This window comes from Nocardioides sp. LML1-1-1.1 (assembly GCF_040676175.1).
In the GTDB taxonomy this organism is placed as follows: Bacteria; Actinomycetota; Actinomycetes; order Propionibacteriales; family Nocardioidaceae; genus Nocardioides.
Window position 1 is genome coordinate 282,333 of record NZ_JBEGHK010000002.1, and the last position, 17,512, is coordinate 299,844.

The window sequence follows — 17,512 nt, forward strand, 5'->3', positions numbered from 1 at the left end:
CGAGAATGCGCACGACTTTCGGCCTCCGGCCGATCGGCAGGAGGCGTGCTGACCTGAGGCTCAGCGGGAGATGCCCAGCGCGGCCGCGAGCGGCTCGGCCAGCCGGGTGGAGTACTCCAGGGTCACGTGCTCCCGGTCACGCAGCGGCACGAGGTCGCCGATCACCGCCGGGCAGCGCTGCTCGAAGCAGAACCAGCGCTCGGCGTCGACGAAGGTCATCCCCAGGCCGGTGACGGTCGCACGGAACTGTCCCTGGATCCGGGTGCTCTCCGGCTCCGGCTCCTGCAGGCAGTCGCCGAGGTCGGCGCCGCGCACCGAGAGGCAGTTGCCCGGCGACTTCGGCAGCTTCGGGCTGTTGCCGATCATCGCGACCTTGCCGGCGAGCGGGCGCAGCTGCTCGAGCTCCTCGCGCAGCCCACGCACCTGGTTGGCCTTCATCACCCGCGACTCGTAGGCGTTGTTGGCGATCACGACGAGGTCCGGATGCAGGGTGCGGACCTGCTCCCGCGCCCACGCCTTGAAGTCCGCGCACGCCGTCCACGGCCGCCCGGCGTCGGTACGACGGGTGTAGGTCATCGCCGGGCAGCCGCTGTAGACCAGCTGGTAGACCCGGTAGCCGTACTTCTCCCCGATCGCGGTCAGTGCCGGACCCCAGTGCCGCGCGTGCGAGTCGCCGGTGACCACGATCGAGCGGTCCGCGTCGGGGTCGCCGAAGGCGCACAGCTCGCGGGTCCCGGTGCGGTAGTCGCACTCGCCGAGCGGCGCGACCGACTCCCGCACCGCGCCCAGCTCGGGCCGCAGCCCACCGGGGATCGGCCGGTCCGCCTTCGCGGCCAGCACCGAGGCCTCGACGAGAGCCACCGTCGGGTCGTCGTCCAGGCCGTCCTTGGCGTAGTCGGAGACCGCGATCTCGGGGTTGTCGTCGAGGGCGGCGAGCTGGCTGTCCACCCAGGCGTGCGCGCCGACCGCGGTCACCACGACCAGGGCCAGGCTGGCCGGGTAGAGCGCGATCGCGCGCAGCCGCGGCCGCCAGCGCACGCCTTGGCGGAACGGCTGCTCGACGAGGTGGTAGCTCGCGGCGCTGAGCGCGAAGATCAGCACCAGCGCGACGAGCAGGTGCGGCTTGGAGAGCCGCTGCTCGCCCCAGTGCTCCTCGGCCAGGCGCAGCACCGGGAAGTGCCACAGGTAGAGCGAGTAGGACCAGTCCCCCACCACCCGGGCGGGGCGGATCGAGAACAGCCGGAACAGGTACGTCGACGGGGCGCCCGTCGTGCTGCCCGCGGCCAGCATCAGCGCGGCCCCCAGCACCGGCACCAGCGCGGCGCTGCCCGGCATCGCGGTTCGTGCGTCGAAGGTCAGCGTCGCGTAGGCGACCAGCGCCAGGCCGAGCGCGAAGAGGGCCTCGCTGGCCCACCGCCCCAGCCGCGGCGAGCGGCCCCAGACGAGCACGGCCGCCAGCCCGCCGATGCCCAGCTCCCAGGCCCGGGCGGCGGTCGAGAAGTAGGCGCCGGTCGGGTCGGTCGAGGTGACGTGCACCGACCACGCCACCGAGGCCAGGGTGACCAGGCCGAGCACGGCGAAGGTCGCCCGGCGCAGCAGCGCGCGTCGTACGAGCACGGCGACGAGGAGCAGGAGCAGCGGGATGACGATGTAGAACTGCTCCTCCACCGACAGCGACCAGTAGTGCTGCACCGGCGAGGGTGGCTCGCCCTGGGAGAAGTAGTCGGTCTCGACGAGGCGGAACCGGATGTTGGCGGCGAAGAAGGCCGCCCACACCGAGTCCTTGACGACCTCCTGGCCGCGCGTCAGCGGCAGCAGGTAGGCCGAGGCCGCGGCCGTCGCGACCAGCACGATCGTGGCGGCGGGGATGACCCGCCGGGCCCGGCGGGCGTAGAAGTCGAGGATCGAGATCCGGCCCGAGTCGCCCGCCTCGCGCAGCAGCAGGCCGATGATGAGGAAGCCGGAGATCACGAAGAAGACGTCGACCCCGACGAAGCCGCCGGAGGCGGTCCGGAAGCCGGCGTGGGCGAGGATCACCAGCCCGACGGCGAGGGCCCGCAGGCCCTGGATGTCGGAGCGGAAGGAGCGCGTGCCACTCACCGCGATCCTCCTCCGGGCGTTGTCCGACAACCCCGCGGATGCACGGGGCCTCGGGTAGGGTACCCGCCATGCCCGACCACTCCGGACCACGCCGCTCGGCCGCGCGTTCGGAGCTCCTCCCGGTGGCGGCGGTGGTGCTGCTGGGAGCGATCCTGCTCGGCGTCGCCACGCTGTGGGACGGTGGCGTGCCGGACGCGGCGACCGACCCGGTCGCGGCGCGGGCCGACGTCGCGCAGGCCGCCGACCCGTCCCGCCCGCGGCACGACGCCGAGGAGCGCGAGGTCGACGGCGAGCTGATCGAGCCGCTGACCGCGACCGCCCCGGCGGCGCCGCGGTCGACGCCCTCGGCGGGCACCCCGGTCGACCCGGACCTGGAGAAGCTGCGCGTCGCCGCGGAGTCCCAGCGCACCCGCATCCGTGACGTGTCCTTCAAGATCGGCACCTTCAACGTGCTGGCCACCCAGCACACCGACCCCGGCGGCCAGCACGCCTCGTGGCCGAGCGCGAGCTGGCGCACCCCGCAGACCATCGACTACCTGCGCCGCTCCGGCGTCGCGGTCGCCGGGCTGCAGGAGGTCAAGTCCAGCCAGCTCGCCGGCATCACCAACGGTCTCGGCTTCCAGGCCTGGCCCGGCGGCTCGGACCCGGACAACTCCATCATCTGGGACCCGAAGGTCTTCGACCTCGTCTCGACCGACTCCTTCGCGATCACCTTCATGCACAGCGTGCGGCCGCAGACCATCGTCCGGCTGCGCCACAAGCAGACCAAGCTGGAGTTCTACTTCCTCAACATGCACACCTCGGCCGGAGGTGGGAAGTACGCCGGCAGCCGCGCCGCCGGTCTCGACACCGCGGTCTCGGTGATCAACCGGCTCAAGGCCGACGGCATCCCGATCTTCCTCACCGGCGACATGAACGGCCGCGAGGAGTTCTTCTGCCGGGTAATGCCGCCCACCGGCATGGTCGCCGCGATCGGCGGCTCCACCGCCGGCGGCTGCCGCCCCGCGCGAGCGCTGGCGGTCGACTGGGTGACGGCCACCTCCGACGTCGCCTTCAGCGGCTACGTCGAGGACCGCTCCCCCGTGTCGCGGAAGGTCAGCGACCACCACTACGTCTACGCCACGGCAACCGTGCGGAGCGCGGGCTGACGCTCGCCGCCGGCGCGGCGGTGCGCAGCGCGCGCACGTCACCGAGCAGGGTGGCGACCAGCTGTGTGGCGGCGTCGGCCACCTCGGCGTCGGTGACGCTGTCCGGCGTACGGCGCTCGGGCAGGTCCTCGGGCACCCGGAGGTGCTCGACGTCGCCGACCACGTCCACGGCGTGCTCGCGCAGGTAGTCGATCGCGGCCACCGACCGGGCCCGGCAGTCCTCGACCTGCTCCGGGTAGGGCCAGAACGGCTCGCCCTTGCGCGGCACCAGCCGCTCGTCGGCGAGGAAGGTGCGGATGTAGACGCCACGGTCGAAGGCCTTGTCGAAGCCGTCGAGGTGGCCGTTGACGCGGCGCAGCAGCTCCGCCTCGACCACGCCCATCGACTCGTTGGGGAAGGACTGCGAGAGGTCGTAGGCCGCGGTGTCCAGGCCGAGCAGGCCCCCGAAGCGGTGCCAGATCTCCTCGCGCGCGGCGGTGCGGTCCAGCGGCAGCACGTGGATCCGCTCGTGCGGCACCGCCTGCGACCACCGCTCCAGGACCAGCCGCAGGTCGAGGGTGCGCCAGTTCCAGATCGCGGTCGGGTGCGGCGACACGGCGCGGGAGTAGTCGGCCATCGGGGTGGTGCTCTTGTTCTTCAGGCTCTCCTGCCAGCTGGCCGTGAACAGCCCGAGCGGCTCGCGCGCGGTGACGACCACCTCGACCTGGGCCGGGGCGAGCGCCTCGACCATCGCGACGGCCTGCTCCGCGCTGGCGGCGGCGAAGAACTCGTGGCTGACCAGGCCGTCTCCGTCCCACGCGGCGAGCTCGGCGCGCAGCCGGTCCCAGGAGGTCTGCTCGCGCTCGGGGCGCTTGCGGATCTTCTCCCCCTCGCGCACGACGCGGGAGGCCCACAGGTGGTCGCGGCGCTCGGTGCCGGGCAGCAACAGGCCCTCGGCCCGCAGCTGGTCCCGCGAGGACCACAGGATGGTCTGCAGATAGCTCGTCGCCGTCTTGGGCAGGCCGATGTGGAGGAAGACGCGGCGCGCCACGAGGTCAGAGTCCCTGCTGGAACTTGTCGATCGCGGCGGTGACCTTCTCCTCGTCCCGGCTCGCGAGCGGGACCAGCAGCTCCTGGACCAGGTCGGTCAGCTCGGCCAGGCGCAGGTGGTGCCGGCGCAGCTCGGCGATCGATCCCTCGATGCTCTCGACCCGGGAGCGCAGCTCCTGGAGCTCCTCCCGTGCCGCTCGGCCGCCCCTCAGTCCCACTGCGCCACCAATCGCTCGATCTGCTTGTCCGCGTCCTTGACCTTCACCGGGCTGACGGACACCACCGTGCCGCCGTGCCGCGCGGTGAGCTCGACCAGCTGGTCGATGTCGAGCGGGCGGAGCCCGAACGGACGCTCGCCGCCCCCGGTCCAGACGTCAGCATAGAGCGTCCCGCCGCCGCGCAGCGCCAGGGAGGCGAAGCGGAGCAGGCCGTCGCGGCCCGGGCCGTTGGTCGCGTCCAGCACGTGCCGCGCGAGGATCACCCGCTCCCCCGGCTCGCGCACCACCCGGGCGCCCTCGCTGAGCACCGAGCGGAAGTCGGTGAGGTTGAGCGGGCGCACGGTGAGGTCGTGGCCACGCTGGGTCGCCCCGCGCAGCGCCCCCCGGCTGGCCCGGGGCACGTAGTCGTAGGCGCGCACGGTGCGGCCCTCGCCGGCCAGCCACAGCGCGTCGGTGCCCAGGCCGGCGCCCACGTCGAAGATCGTGGCCTCGGCCGGAGCCTGCTCGGCGACGTAGCGGGCCAGGCCGGAGGGCTTGCCCTGCGGGACCCGCGCACCGGCGCGGATCATCTTGCGCTCCCACTCGCGGCGGAAGTAGGTCATCCCGCGGAACCAGTCGTTGAGCCGCTGGGTCGTCGACCGGGGCGTCTCGAACTTGAATGCCGGGTCCGGGACCTTCCACGCGGCGCCGTACATCGCCTCGAGGAGCTTCTCCGGGCGGGCCGGCGCGGGGTAGGAGCGCCCGGCCAGCGTGGTCGTGGTGAACGGGTAGAGCCAGCTCTCCTCGAAGTCGGTGCCGACCTCGCCCATCAGGTAGAGCCGGCCGGCGTCGTGGAAGCCGCCGAAGAGGTCGAGCCCGCGCACCGAGCCGTCGGCCTCCTGGACGTCGATCCGGAAGGCCGCGCCGCTGTAGCGGTAGGTCGCGAAGCCGCGCTCGCTCACCGCGCGCTGCAGGCGGTAGGACTCGGTGATCACGTCGGCGGGCGTGTGGTGGCGCGAGACGTAGCCGAGGTCGGCGTCGGAGTCGTGGCCGAGGAAGTCGCCCTCGCGGACCGCCCCGAGCAGGGTGCCGTACGCCGGGAAGGCCTGTACGTCGAGCTCGGCGAGCATCGCGATGACGCTGTCCATCGCGTCGAGCAGCGGCGCGAGCTGCTCCGGCGTACGACCGCCGAAGGTGGGGCTGAACCGGCCCGACTTGTCGAGGCTGATCTCCAGGCCCTGGCTGTTGACGAAGGCGACCCGGCCGGTGCCCTCGCCGAAGCGCTGCTCGAAGCGGCCGATGTCGGCGCCGAGCACGTGGTCGCGGAACACCAGCTCGGTCTCGCCCTTGAGGTAGGGCTTCATCCGCTCCGGCCAGGCGACGGTACGGCGGTTGAGGCTGCGCTGCGGCCGCTCGGTGTCACGCCACAGCCAGAACGACCAGATCCGGCGTCCGTCGAAGAGCACGTCCACGACGCGGTCCTCGCCGTGGACGACGAGGTCGATGCCGTTCTCGTCCACGCGGGTGACCCGCGTGCGTCCCAGCGTCCCGACGACCCGGCGGGCCGTCGCGACGGCCCGCCCGGTCAAGTCGGTCACGGCTCAGTCCATCTCCATCTTGGCGTACGGGTCCACGTTCTTCGGGACCCGCGAGGGGATCACCGGCCGGCTGCGCGGCGGGTTGGTGAACCAGCGATCGATGTAGTTCTGGTACTTCAAGGTGACCGAGGCGTACTTGAAGACACCGATGTTCTCGTCCGAGATCTTCGACAGGTCGGAGATGTTCGACGAGCCCTGCATCATCCAATAGTAGGACTTGTCGTCGGTGCCGCCCGCGATCGACCGGCCGTTGATGGTCCAGGCCTTGAGGTGGAAGTACTTGTCGAGCACCTTGTCGCCGTCGACGTCCTGGGCGAGCTGGCGGTGCGGCACGGGGCCCCGGCCACCGGGGGCGCTGATGTACCTCTTCACGTCCACGCCGATGACGGTGTAGCCGATCTTGATGTCGCAGCCCTCGTTCCACAGCTTGCGCAGGAGCTTGGCCACGGTCATGCCCCAGGTGCCGCGGAAGACGTCCGGAGCGGCCCGGATCACGGTGCGCCCGTTGCGGCCGGCGGTGGTGCCGGTGCAGCGCACGCGCTGGAGCTGGTAGGTCAGCGGGTCGACGTTGCCGTCCAGGCGCGGGGAGAAGTACATCTCGAACGTCGAGCCCTTGAACTGGCGCCAGCTCGGCGAGACGTAGCGGTCCTGCCACATCTGCACGAAGGTGGTGTTGAAGAAGCTGTAGAGCGGCGCGTTCTCGGTGTAGGTCACCAGGTCGTTCCACTGGTTCGACGCCGCGGCCGCGGTGAGGTTGGCCGAGCCCTGCATCACGACGTTCCGCGAGGCACCGACCTTGGAGAACATGTAGTACTTCGCGTGCGCCGAGGCCGCGTTGCCGCGACGGCACGAGCCCTTGCAGGTCTTCGCGTAGCTGTAGCGGGCCGTCGGGAAGGCCGCGCTCTTGGCGCGGTTGGCGGCACGCAGGCCCTTGACCAGGCGGGTGAAGCCCGGGTTGGGGACGTCCTTGCTGCGGTTGGCGCCGTCCATCAGCACCCGCACCCGCACGCCGCGGCGGGCGGCGTCGATCAGCGCGCTGACCCCGCCCCGGGACATGATGTTCCAGCTCATGATCTGGATCGAGGCGTTGGACGGCGTACGACGGATGGTCGACACGATCCGGTTGATGATCGCCCACTTCTGGGCGTCGCTGCCGTTGGCCGAGCTGAACGTGACACCGCCACTGATGCGGCAGGTCGCGGTGGCGGCGCGCCAGCACGTGTAGGGCCCGCGCTTGGCCACGACCGTGGCGGCGGACTGCGGCTGCACGGCCGCGACGGGCTCCGCCGGCGCCGCGGTGGCGCTGGGGAGTGCCTGGCCGAGGGGCAGGCAGAGCAGGGTGGTGACGAGCACCAGGAACAGACGACGCACGATGAGCAAACCTCCGAGGGTCCGGTCGAGTCGTGGGTGGATCGGCAACACCGTTGCTGCCCCGAAGGGCCGGACCGGTCCCTTCTCGCGTGCGGCCACCCTAACCCAGGGTGAGAGGCGAAACCGTCATCCGCGACAGGTCGAGACCACCTTCTGATAATCCCGGGAGCTCGCCAGCTCGCCCTTGCCACCCTGGACCGGGCCGCCCGCGACGGCCCAGAAGCGCTCGTCGTAACGAACCAGCCCCTGGCCCGAGGAGCAGCCGAGGACGTCGGGCGCCGCGAGCAGCCCGGCGGCGTCGGCGCAGCCGGCGTAGCCCTTCGGCAGGGTGCGGCCGGCCTGCCACACCTCGGTGCAGGCGGGGGTGCCGGGCGGGGCCGGCGTCGTGGTCGGCGCGGGCGCCGAGGTGGCGCTCGCGGAGGTGCTGTCCGAGGCGCTCGCCGTGGGCGAGGAGGTGTCCTCGGCCTCCGTCTCGCCGTCCCCGCCGGAGCCACAACCCGCGAGCAGGAGGACCGCCGCGGCGACCGCTCCTGCTCCTGCCATCCGTCGTGCACCCATGCGGCCAGGGTAGACCCGCCAGACCGGTCCGGCGGGTGATCGGCGTGCCGATGGCCTAGCGTTGACCCACGTGAGCACCACCCCTTCCCGCGTGTTCGCGGCCAGGCTCGTCGGGCTCCCGATCTTCGACCCCCAGGGGGACCAGGTCGGGAAGGTCCGCGACCTCGTCGTCGCCATGCGCACCGAGGGCACCCAGCCACGGGTGCTCGGGATGGTCGCCGAGGTCTTCGGCCGGCGCCGGATCTTCGTGCCGATGACCCGGGTCACCAACATCGACAGCGGGCACGTCTACACCACCGGCCTGCTCAACATGCGCCGCTTCGAGCAGCGCTCGACCGAGACCCTGGTCATCGGGCAGATGCTCGACCGCACGGTCACCATCAAGGGCGCCGACGTCACCGGCACGGTCTACGACGTCGCGATGGAGCCCGCCCGCAACCGGGACTGGGTGCTCAGCCGGGTCGCCGTGCGCGAGGCGTCCAAGGGTTTCCGCCGCCGCGGGCAGACCCATGTCGTGGAGTGGCGCGACGTCGTCGGCCTGCACCGCCAGACCGGCGACCAGGGCGCCACCCACCTGATCGCCGCCCTCAACGAGATGCGCCCCGCCGACGCGGCGAGCATCCTGCACGACCTGCCCCCGGACCGTCGTACGGCGGTGGCACTGGCGCTCGACGACGAGCGCCTCGCCGACGTCCTGGAGGAGCTGCCCGAGGTCGACCAGGTCGAGATCCTCAACGGGCTCGACACCGAGCGCGCCGCCGACGTCCTGGAGGAGATGTCCCCCGACGACGCGGCCGACCTGATCCGCGACCTGCCGCCGGAGACCGCCGAGATCCTGCTGGAGCTGATGGAGCCGGAGGAGGCCGAGGACGTCCGGCGCCTGATGTCCTACGTCGAGGACACCGCCGGCGCCATGATGACCTCCGAGCCGGTGATCCTGGGCCCCGACGCCACCATCGCCGACGCCCTCGCGCACGTGCGCAACCCCGAGCTGACACCGGCCCTCGCCGCACTGGTCTACGTCTGCCGGCCCCCGCTGGAGACCCCGACCGGCAAGCTGCTCGGCGTCGCCCACATCCAGCGCCTGCTGCGGGAGCCGCCCTCGACGCTGGTCGCCGGCGCGCTCGACGACTCCCTGGAGCCGCTGCGGCCGGAGGCCTCGACCGCCGAGGTCGCCGCCCACCTGGCCACCTACAACCTCGTCGCCGCGCCCGTCGTCGACGAGGACAAGCGGCTGATCGGCGCGGTCACCGTCGACGACCTGCTCGACCACATGCTCCCGGCCAACTGGCGCGACCGTGCCCGTCACCTGGGCGGCGGGACGCGATGAGCACCGCACGCCGTACCGAGCGGCTGGACACCCCGCGCGAGGAGCGCCGGCAGATCGTCAAGCGGCCCACCTTCAACCGGGACGCGTTCGGGGTCTTCGCCGAGGAGTTCGCGCGGTTCATGGGCACCGCGACCTTCTTGATCTACATGACCCTGTTCGTGCTGGTCTGGGTCGGCTGGAACCTCGTCGCCCCCGACGACGTGCGCTTCGACGACTACCCGTTCATCTTCCTGACCCTGATGCTCAGCCTCCAGGCGTCGTACGCCGCCCCGTTGATCCTGCTCGCGCAGAACCGGCAGGAGGCGCGCGACCGCGTGGTCGCCGAGCAGGACCGGCAGGCCGATGCGCGGGCGCACGCGGACATGGAGTTCCTGGCGCGGGAGATGGCCGCGCTGCGGATGGCCATCGGCGAGGTCGCCACCCGTGACTACGTCCGCTCGGAGCTGCGCACCCTGCTCGCCCAGCTCGACGAGCGCGATGAGCGCGACGAGGACGACCGTGCGACGTCTCACGACGGCGCCGACGACCGGCCGCAGCCGCCCAGGACCTAGACTCGGGCGTTGTGAGCAGCACGCAGCAGTCCCCTTCCGTCGAGCAGGTCATGACGGCCCTGAGCCGGGTCAACGACCCGGAGATCAAGCGGCCCATCACCGAGCTCGGCATGGTCGACGCCGTCGACATCGCCCCCGGTGACGGCGGCTCCGTCGTCACGGTCAAGGCGCTGCTGACGGTCGCCGGCTGCCCGCTGAAGGACACCATCACCCGCGACGTGACCGCCGCCGTCACCGCGCTCGACGGCGTCACCGGCGTCGAGGTCGAGCTCGGCGTGATGAGCGCGGAGCAGCGCTCCGGCCTGCACGAGACGCTGCGCGGCGGCCAGGCCCAGCGCGAGATCCCGTTCGCCCAGCCCGGCTCGCTCACCAAGGTCTACGCCATCGCCTCCGGCAAGGGCGGCGTCGGCAAGTCCTCGGTCACCGTCAACCTCGCCCTCGCGCTGGCCAAGGCCGGGCGCAAGGTGGGCGTCGTGGACGCCGACATCTACGGCCACTCGGTGCCCGCCATGCTCGGCGTCGCCGACTCCCGGCCGACCCAGGTCGACGACCTGATCATGCCGGTGCCGACCGCCTCCGGCGTCTCGGTGATCTCGATCGGCATGCTCAAGCCGCGCCGCGACCAGGTCGTCGCCTGGCGCGGCCCGATGCTCGACCGGGCGCTGGTGCAGATGCTCGCCGACGTCTACTGGGGCGACCTCGACGTGCTCCTGCTCGACCTGCCGCCGGGCACCGGTGACGTCGCGATCTCCCTCGGCCAGCACCTGCCCGGGGCCGAGGTCGTCGTGGTCACCACCCCGCAGGAGGCGGCCGCGGAGGTCGCCGAGCGGGCCGGCACGATGGCCTCGATGATGCACCAGCGCGTCGTCGGCGTCGTGGAGAACATGAGCTACCTGCCCTGCCCGCACTGCGCGGAGGAGGGCAAGGAGCACCAGCTGGAGATCTTCGGCTCCGGCGGCGGCGAGCGGGTCGCGGCGACCCTCTCCCAGCGCTTCGGCTACGACGTGCCGCTGCTCGGGCGGATCCCGCTCGACGTCTCGCTGCGCGAGGGCGGGGACGTCGGCAAGCCGATCGTCGAGTCCGACCCGACCGCGCCGGCTGCGACCGCCCTGTCCTCGATCGGCGAGCGGCTGGACGGACGGGGCCGCGGGCTCGCCGGCCTGCAGCTCGGCCTGACGCCGACCAACAAGTTCTAGTCGCCGGCGGGACGACGTGTTCGGAATCGGCTTCGGCGAGCTCGTCGTCATCGCGGTCCTGGCCGTCCTCGTCTTCGGCCCGGACCGGCTCCCCGAGCTCGCCCAGCAGGCCGGCCGGTTCGTGCGCCAGCTGCGCAAGTTCGCCACCAACGCCCGCGACGAGCTGCGCTCCGAGCTCGGCCCCGAGTACGCCGACCTCGAGCTGCGCGACCTCGACCCGCGCGCGATCGTCCGCAAGCACATCGCCGAGGCGATGGCCGAGCTCGACGAGCTCGAGGACGCGGTGCGCGACGAGGAGCCGGCGATCCGGCAGGAGCCGCTCGCGCCCGGCGAGCGTCCGCCGTACGACGTCGACGCGACGTAGCGAGCGCCGGCGCCGAGCGAGGAACGAGCTCGAAGCGCCGAGCGCGAGCGAGGAGCGAGCTCGCTAGGCGGGGCGTGACTGGGCCGCGGCCAGCGCGCTGAAGGCGACCAGCACGGTGCGCCGGTCCCCCTCGACCAGCTCGCAGAAGTCCGCCCCCACCCGGCGTAGCGCACCGTCGTGCCGGGTGCCGTCGACGAGGTGCAGCACGCAGCGCTCGCCGGCCTCGGCGATCCGGCGCAGCGCGGAGGCCAGGCCGAGCCGGGTCAACGGCGACCAGGCGACCTCGGGCACCGAGCGCACCGAGGCGCCCTCGACCGTGGAGACGGCCCCGAGGTGGACGACCCAGTCGTGCTCACCGGAGGCAAGCAGCAGCCAGCCGTCGGCCACCCGCTCGACCGTGCCCGCGACCGGCCCGATGCCGCGCACGACCAGCGTGAGGGTGCTGCCGGCGCTGGCCATGAGCCGGCTGGCGAGGCTGACCTGCTGGTACTCCGCCCGGCTCCGGTCGGCGACCTCGGCCGTCCGGTCGGCGGCGTAGAGCGCGCTCGCCTGCCCCTCGAGGTCGTCGAAGACCGCGAACAGCTCGTCCTCCCAACCCATGGTCGACACCCTCGCACGCCGCTGCCCCGGTCCCGGCAACGGCCTCCGGCCGCCCACTTGACGAACCTTGTCCAATCGACGCATTCTGAGGCAAACACAAGCAAACGCAAGGGTTCTCGGGATGCATCCTTCGTCCGTACGCCGCCGCGCCGCACTGCTCGGGGTCGCCGTCACCGTCGGCGCCGCCGCGCTCGCGCGGGTCGCCGCCGGCCCCGCGACCGGCCTGGTCCGCGCCCCGGCCGTCGACTTCGCCGGCCTGCTCGTCCAGCTCTGCGCGCTCGCGGCCCTGGTCGCGACCGCGCTGCTGTGGGCCACCACCTGCGCGACCGTCACCGGCCAGCTCCGCCGCCCCGGCGTGCCCCGGCGCCCGGTCGGGCCGGTCCGGGCGCTGCTGCTCGCGGCCTGCGGCGTGGTGGTCCTCGCCGCCCCGGCCACCGCCGGCGCCGACCCGGCACCGGCCCCCTCCCGGCCCACCTCCCTGCCCACCTCCCTGGCCGGGCTGCCCTACCCGGACCGGCCGACCGGGGCCGCCGAGTCCGCCCGGACCGTGGTCGTCCGGCCCGGCGACAGCCTCTGGGCGATCTCCGCCCGCACCCTGGGGCCGGCTGCGCGGGCGGACGAGGTGGCGTCGTACGGGCGCCAGGTGCACGTGCTCAACGCCCGGGTCATCGGCCCCGACCCCGACCTCGTCCGGCCCGGTCAGCGCCTCCGGCTGCCACCCACCGAGGACGCCCGGTGAGCCTGGCACCGGCCCCCTCCGTCGGGGTGCGGCTGGCCGTGCCGGTCGCCCCGGGCCAGGGCACGCTCGCGCTGACCCTGCTCCCCCGGCAGGGCCCGCCCACTCCGGAGCCCGGTCCCGGGCGGCCGGGGGCGGCCGTCGTACCAATCGACCAGAGGCTGCGGCGCAGCATCGAGGAGTGGACGCTGCGCTACGTCCAGGCGGCGGTGGAGATCGTCGGGGGCGACCGCCCCGCCTCCCAGCTGGTGCGCTGGACCGACCCGGAGGTGTACGCCGACCTCCGCCGCCGCGCGCACCTGGTGGCCCGTGCCGGCGGGCACCAGCCCGGCCTGGCCCGGGTCCAGACGGTCCGCCCGCGGGTGCACAGCGTGCATGCGTGCTTCGTCAGCACGGAGGTCGTCGAGTGCGGGGTGCACGTGCGCCACGGCGAGCGCTCCCGGGCGCTGGCCGCCCGCTTCGAGCGCAACGGACAGCACTGGATCTGCACCGCGCTCGACTTCGCCTGAAGAATCTGACACTTGTTCACCTGTGACCCAGGTCACTACGTTGCCTTCCATGATCCGTTCGCTCGCGGCCACCCTCGCCGCCGTCAGCGCGACCCTGGTCGCCCCGCTCACCGCCTCCCCCGCGCAGGCCGACGGCCCCGGGGCCGGCTCCCCCTGGGTCGTCTCGGTGGGCGACTCCTACATCTCCGGCGAGGCCGGCCGCTGGGCCGGCTCCTCCAACGACAGCAGCGCACGCGCCGACGCGCTCGGCCCGACGGCCTACTACGACAACGCCGGCGGCACCGGCGAGGCGATCGACCGCTGCCACCGCTCCAAGAGCGCCGAGATCCACATCGGCGGCGGGGTGAGCAGCCTCAACCTCGCCTGCTCCGGGGCCAAGAGCGCCACCGCGACCGGCGACACGTTCAAGCCCGGTCTGGACTTCTACAGCGGGGCCGAGGGCGTCGGCCAGGCCCGGGCGCTGCAGACCTTCGCCGGCACCCACAACGTGAGGATGGTCGTGGTCTCCATCGGCGGCAACGACTTCAACTTCGCCAGCATCGTCCAGCAGTGCGTCCAAGACTTCCTGCTCTCCCCGACCTGGTGGAAGGACTACTGCTCCGACGACTCCTCGGTCACCGCGAACTTCACCAGCGCCAACATCGCGACGGTGAAGGCACGGATCGCCGGCGCGCTGACCAACGTCCGCACCGCGATGCGCAACGCCGGCTACGCCGACACCCAGTGGACGATGCTCGTGCAGACCTATCCCTCGCCGCTGCCCAACAGCCTGCGCTACAGCCAGAGCGGCTACAGCCGGCAGAGCACCGGCGGCTGCGGGTTCTGGGACAGCGACGCGACCTGGGCCAACAACAGCGCCCTGCCGACCATCAACAACACCGTCACCGGTGCGATCAGCTCGGCCGGCATCACCAACGCCAAGACCCTCAACCTCGCGAACGCCTTCGCCGGGCGACGGCTCTGCGAGAGCGGGGTCGGTCTCTACGAGGAGGTCGGCCTGGCGAGCTGGACGTCACCGGGTGCGGTCGACCGCACCGAGTGGGTCAACCAGATCCGCACGGTGAGCACGGCGGGCTCGAGCCCGTACTACATCCAGGAGTCGCTGCACCCGAACTACTGGGGCCAGCTCGCCGTCCGCTCCTGCGTGCGCCAGGCCTACAACGCCGGCGCGCCGAAGGGCGGGACCTGCGTGCGCACCGGCACCGGCCTGCTGGGCGGTGAGCCCAGGATGGGCCTCCAGTAGGTCGAGTGGGGGTTTTCGCCCCGTTGAAATGTCAGAAACGCCGGGCGTCGCCCAGCGTTTCTGACATTTCAACGGGGCGAAAACCCCCACTCGACTAGCCGCGGAGGGCGACGCCCGTCGGGCCGCCGGGGGCGCCGTGGCAGCGCTTGTACTTCTTGCCCGAGCCGCAGGGGCACAGCGCGTTGCGGCCCACGTCGCCGAACTCGTCGTCGGCGTTGGACGCGGTGCTGCCGCGGACCTCCTCGTGCCCGGTCTCGTCCGGAGCCGAGTAGGAGAGGTTCTGCGGCTGCTTCGGGGTGTCGAGCCCCTTCGCGGTGACCTTCGGCGCGCCCTTGAGCTCGTTGGAGATCGTGGACAGGTCGACGCCACCACCGGCACCGAGCTGCACCGGCGGCTCGGCGAAGGCACCCTCGTGCATCGGGCCCGCGTGCGCGGTGCCGTCGGCGTGGTAGTGGACCTCCTGCTCCTCCTCGACCTGGACCTCCAGGTTGAAGAGGAACCCGACGGTCTCCTCCTTGATGCCGTCCATCATGGCGGCGAACATGTCGAAGCCCTCGCGCTGGTACTCGACCAGCGGGTCACGCTGGGAGTAGGCCCGCAGGTAGATGCCCTCGCGGAGGTAGTCCATCTCGTAGAGGTGCTCGCGCCACTTGCGGTCGAGCACGGAGAGCAGCACGCGGCGCTCGAGCTCGCGGGCGACCTCCTCGCCGACCTCCTCCTCGCGGCGGTCGTACGCCGCGTGGGCGTCCTCCTTGAGCTTCTCGATCAACTCGGACTTCTCCAGCGCGGCCTGCGAGCCGGCGTCCTCGACGAGGTCCTTCCAGGAGATCGAGACCGGCCAGAACTGCTTGAGGTCGGTCCACAGCTGCTCGAGGTCCCACTCCTCGGAGAACTCGTCGAGCGAGCCGCCGACGAAGCCGGTGACGACGTCGTCGATGAAGGTGCGGACCTGCTCCTCGAGGTCGACGCCCTCGAGCACCTCGCGGCGCTCGCCGTAGATCACCTTGCGCTGGCGGTCCATGACGTCGTCGTACTTGAGGACGTTCTTGCGGGACTCGAAGTTCTGCGACTCGACCTGGCCCTGCGCGTTGGCGATGGCGTTGGTGACCCGCTTGTTCTCGATCGGGACGTCGTCGGGGATCTTCAGCATGACCAGCACGCGGTCGACCCAGTCGGACTTGAACAGGCGCATCAGCTCGTCCTGCAGCGAGAGGTAGAACCGGCTCTCGCCCGGGTCGCCCTGACGGCCGGAACGACCGCGGAGCTGGTTGTCGATGCGGCGCGACTCGTGACGCTCGGTGCCGATGACGTAGAGACCGCCGAGCTCGCGGACCTCGTCGTGCTCCTTGGCGACCTCGGCCTTGAACCTCTCGACGGTCGCGGGCCACGCGGCCTCGTACTCGTCGGCGGTCTCGCCGGTGGGCTCCAGGCCCTTCTTGCGCAGCTCCTGGTCGGCGAGGAACTCCACCGAGCCGCCGAGCATGATGTCGGTGCCGCGACCGGCCATGTTGGTGGCGACCGTGACGGCGCCCTTGTGGCCGGCGAGGGCCACGATCTTGGCCTCCTCGGCGTGCACCTTGGCGTTGAGGACCGAGTGCGCGACGCCGCGCTTGGTCAGCGCCTGGTGGAGGTACTCCGACTTCTCCACCGACACGGTGCCGACGAGGACCGGCTGGCCCTTCTCGTGGCGCTCGACGATGTCGTCGACCACGGCGTCGTACTTGGCCTCCTCGGTGCGGTAGACGAGGTCGGGCTGGTCCTTGCGCAGCATCGGCTTGTTGGTCGGGATCGGGACCACGCCGAGGCTGTAGATCTTGTCGAACTCCGAGGCCTCGGTCAGCGCCGTGCCGGTCATCCCGGAGAGCTTGTCGTAGAGGCGGAAGTAGTTCTGCAGGGTGACGGTGGCGAGCGTCTGGTACTCCTCGCGGACCTTCACCCCCTCCTTGGCCTCGATGGCCTGGTGGAGGCCGTCGTTGTAGCGGCGCCCCGCGAGCATGCGGCCGGTGTGCTCGTCGACGATGAGCACCTCGCCCTCCATGACGACGTACTCCTTGTCGTTGCGGAACAGCTCCTTGGCCTTGATGGAGTTGTGCAGGAAGGAGATGAGCGGGGTGTTGGCCGACTCGTAGAGGTTCTCGATGCCGAGGTGGTCCTCGACCCGGGTGATGCCGGCCTCGAGGACGGAGATCGTGCGCTTCTTCTCGTCGACCTCGTAGTCGACGTCCTTGGTGAGCTTCTGCGCGATCTTGGCGAACTCGTCGTACCACTTCACCTCGTCCTGGGTCGGACCACTGATGATCAGCGGGGTCCGGGCCTCGTCGATGAGGATCGAGTCGACCTCGTCGACGACGGCGAAGTTGTGGCCGCGCTGCACGCACTCCTCCAGCGAGGAGGCCATGTTGTCGCGCAGGTAGTCGAAGCCGAGCTCGTTGTTGGTGCCGTAGGTGATGTCGCAGGCGTAGGCCTCGCGGCGCTCGGCGGGACGCATCGACGGCAGGATCACGCCGACGCTCAGGCCGAGGAAGTGGTGGACCCGGCCCATCATCTCGGACTGGAACTTCGCCAGGTAGTCGTTGACCGTGACGACGTGCACGCCCTTGCCCTCGAGGGCGTTGAGGTAGGCCGGGAGGGTCGAGACCAGCGTCTTGCCCTCACCGGTCTTCATCTCCGCGATGTTGCCGAGGTGGAGCGCGGCGCCGCCCATGACCTGGACGTCGAAGTGACGCTGGCCGAGCACGCGGCGGGCGGCCTCACGGACGGTGGCGAACGCCTCGGGCATGATGTCGTCGAGGTCCTCGCCCTCGGCGAGACGCTTGCGGAACTCGTCCGTCATCCCCCGCAGCTCGTCGTCCGACATCGCCTTGAAGTCGTCCTCGATGGCGTTGACGGCCTTCGCGATGCCCTCGAGCTGGCGAAGGATCTTGCCCTCGCCGATGCGGAGGAGCTTGTCGATGATCACAGGCACGCGGTCACTCTACCCAG

The 17,512-nt window shown here is 71.7% G+C and carries 16 protein-coding genes; 8 read left to right on the forward strand and 8 right to left on the reverse strand.

Translation table 11 applies throughout. From position 1 onward, the window contains the following. Window positions 1–60 precede the first annotated feature (60 nt). Window positions 61–2,100 (reverse strand): acyltransferase family protein, encoded by a 2,040-nt coding sequence (locus MRBLML1_RS07995; protein ID WP_364513981.1) that lies wholly within the window; start codon window positions 2,098–2,100, stop codon window positions 61–63. A gap of 68 nt (window positions 2,101–2,168) precedes the next feature. Here MRBLML1_RS07995 and MRBLML1_RS08000 point away from each other — a divergent pair, with 68 nt between their 5' ends. Next, complete coding sequence (locus tag MRBLML1_RS08000) at window positions 2,169–3,248, forward strand: hypothetical protein (RefSeq protein ID WP_364513984.1); 1,080 nt, start codon at window positions 2,169–2,171, stop codon at window positions 3,246–3,248. Here the strand turns inward: MRBLML1_RS08000 and MRBLML1_RS08005 are convergent. The 5 genes from MRBLML1_RS08005 to MRBLML1_RS08025 all read right to left on the reverse strand — a co-directional run bounded on the left by MRBLML1_RS08005 (window position 3,196) and on the right by MRBLML1_RS08025 (window position 8,001). Further along, on the reverse strand, window positions 3,196–4,278 hold the full coding sequence (locus tag MRBLML1_RS08005) for a hypothetical protein (protein ID WP_364513987.1): 1,083 nt from the start codon (window positions 4,276–4,278) through the stop codon (window positions 3,196–3,198). The two genes, MRBLML1_RS08000 and MRBLML1_RS08005, sit on opposite strands and share 53 nt — an antisense overlap. Before the next feature lie 4 nt (window positions 4,279–4,282). After that, a complete protein-coding gene (locus MRBLML1_RS08010) occupies window positions 4,283–4,495 on the reverse strand; it encodes a DUF6752 domain-containing protein (protein ID WP_364513989.1) in 213 nt (70 codons plus the stop codon). Next, on the reverse strand, window positions 4,486–6,072 hold the full coding sequence (locus tag MRBLML1_RS08015; protein WP_364513992.1) for a hypothetical protein: 1,587 nt from the start codon (window positions 6,070–6,072) through the stop codon (window positions 4,486–4,488). The genes MRBLML1_RS08010 and MRBLML1_RS08015 overlap by 10 nt, the downstream gene beginning before the upstream one ends. A gap of 3 nt (window positions 6,073–6,075) precedes the next feature. Beyond that, window positions 6,076–7,443, reverse strand: coding sequence for a phospholipase D-like domain-containing protein (locus MRBLML1_RS08020; RefSeq protein ID WP_364513995.1), 1,368 nt, complete (start codon window positions 7,441–7,443; stop codon window positions 6,076–6,078). Window positions 7,444–7,569: 126 nt separating this feature from the next. Continuing rightward, on the reverse strand, window positions 7,570–8,001 hold the full coding sequence (locus tag MRBLML1_RS08025) for a hypothetical protein (RefSeq protein WP_364513997.1): 432 nt from the start codon (window positions 7,999–8,001) through the stop codon (window positions 7,570–7,572). A gap of 70 nt (window positions 8,002–8,071) precedes the next feature. On the opposite strand from MRBLML1_RS08025, the gene MRBLML1_RS08030 reads away from it, so the two are divergent. The 4 genes from MRBLML1_RS08030 to MRBLML1_RS08045 are packed head-to-tail and all read left to right on the forward strand — an operon-like array spanning window position 8,072 to window position 11,442. Next, a complete protein-coding gene (locus MRBLML1_RS08030) occupies window positions 8,072–9,331 on the forward strand; it encodes a magnesium transporter MgtE N-terminal domain-containing protein (RefSeq protein ID WP_364514000.1) in 1,260 nt (419 codons plus the stop codon). Continuing rightward, on the forward strand, window positions 9,328–9,882 hold the full coding sequence (locus MRBLML1_RS08035) for a DUF1003 domain-containing protein (RefSeq protein WP_364514003.1): 555 nt from the start codon (window positions 9,328–9,330) through the stop codon (window positions 9,880–9,882). Before MRBLML1_RS08030 ends, MRBLML1_RS08035 begins: the two co-directional genes overlap by 4 nt. Before the next feature lie 50 nt (window positions 9,883–9,932). After that, window positions 9,933–11,078, forward strand: a complete 1,146-nt coding sequence (locus MRBLML1_RS08040; RefSeq protein WP_364515610.1) for an Mrp/NBP35 family ATP-binding protein — start codon at window positions 9,933–9,935, stop codon at window positions 11,076–11,078. A gap of 16 nt (window positions 11,079–11,094) precedes the next feature. Next, a complete protein-coding gene (locus MRBLML1_RS08045; RefSeq protein ID WP_364514006.1) occupies window positions 11,095–11,442 on the forward strand; it encodes a sec-independent translocase in 348 nt (115 codons plus the stop codon). 63 nt (window positions 11,443–11,505) lie between these two features. Here the strand turns inward: MRBLML1_RS08045 and MRBLML1_RS08050 are convergent, their stop codons facing one another. After that, window positions 11,506–12,042, reverse strand: coding sequence for a hypothetical protein (locus MRBLML1_RS08050; RefSeq protein WP_364514009.1), 537 nt, complete (start codon window positions 12,040–12,042; stop codon window positions 11,506–11,508). A 121-nt stretch (window positions 12,043–12,163) separates the two neighbouring features. Here MRBLML1_RS08050 and MRBLML1_RS08055 point away from each other — a divergent pair, with 121 nt between their 5' ends. The 3 genes from MRBLML1_RS08055 to MRBLML1_RS08065 are packed head-to-tail and all read left to right on the forward strand — an operon-like array spanning window position 12,164 to window position 14,530. Further along, on the forward strand, window positions 12,164–12,781 hold the full coding sequence (locus tag MRBLML1_RS08055) for a LysM peptidoglycan-binding domain-containing protein (protein WP_364514012.1): 618 nt from the start codon (window positions 12,164–12,166) through the stop codon (window positions 12,779–12,781). Further along, window positions 12,778–13,287 (forward strand): Rv3235 family protein, encoded by a 510-nt coding sequence (locus tag MRBLML1_RS08060; protein WP_364514016.1) that lies wholly within the window; start codon window positions 12,778–12,780, stop codon window positions 13,285–13,287. The genes MRBLML1_RS08055 and MRBLML1_RS08060 overlap by 4 nt, the downstream gene beginning before the upstream one ends. A gap of 49 nt (window positions 13,288–13,336) precedes the next feature. Further along, the gene (locus tag MRBLML1_RS08065) at window positions 13,337–14,530 is read left to right on the forward strand and encodes a hypothetical protein (RefSeq protein ID WP_364514019.1); all 1,194 of its coding nucleotides are present in this window, start codon (window positions 13,337–13,339) and stop codon (window positions 14,528–14,530) included. Window positions 14,531–14,624: 94 nt separating this feature from the next. On the opposite strand, the gene secA is transcribed toward MRBLML1_RS08065, so the two are convergent. Then, window positions 14,625–17,495, reverse strand: coding sequence for a preprotein translocase subunit SecA (secA, locus tag MRBLML1_RS08070; RefSeq protein ID WP_364514022.1), 2,871 nt, complete (start codon window positions 17,493–17,495; stop codon window positions 14,625–14,627). Window positions 17,496–17,512 lie beyond the last annotated feature (17 nt).

What these genes read in the sequence shown, in the direction of transcription:
- MRBLML1_RS08000 (WP_364513984.1), top strand. Translation starts at nt 2,169, where the DNA reads ATGCCCGACCACTCCGGACCACGCCGCTCGGCCGCGCGTTCGGAGCTC.
- MRBLML1_RS08025 (WP_364513997.1), bottom strand. Translation starts at nt 8,001, where the DNA reads ATGGGTGCACGACGGATGGCAGGAGCAGGAGCGGTCGCCGCGGCGGTC.
- MRBLML1_RS08035 (WP_364514003.1), top strand. Translation starts at nt 9,328, where the DNA reads ATGAGCACCGCACGCCGTACCGAGCGGCTGGACACCCCGCGCGAGGAG.
- MRBLML1_RS08040 (WP_364515610.1), top strand. Translation starts at nt 9,933, where the DNA reads ATGACGGCCCTGAGCCGGGTCAACGACCCGGAGATCAAGCGGCCCATC.
- MRBLML1_RS08050 (WP_364514009.1), bottom strand. Translation starts at nt 12,042, where the DNA reads ATGGGTTGGGAGGACGAGCTGTTCGCGGTCTTCGACGACCTCGAGGGG.
- MRBLML1_RS08055 (WP_364514012.1), top strand. Translation starts at nt 12,164, where the DNA reads ATGCATCCTTCGTCCGTACGCCGCCGCGCCGCACTGCTCGGGGTCGCC.
- MRBLML1_RS08065 (WP_364514019.1), top strand. Translation starts at nt 13,337, where the DNA reads ATGATCCGTTCGCTCGCGGCCACCCTCGCCGCCGTCAGCGCGACCCTG.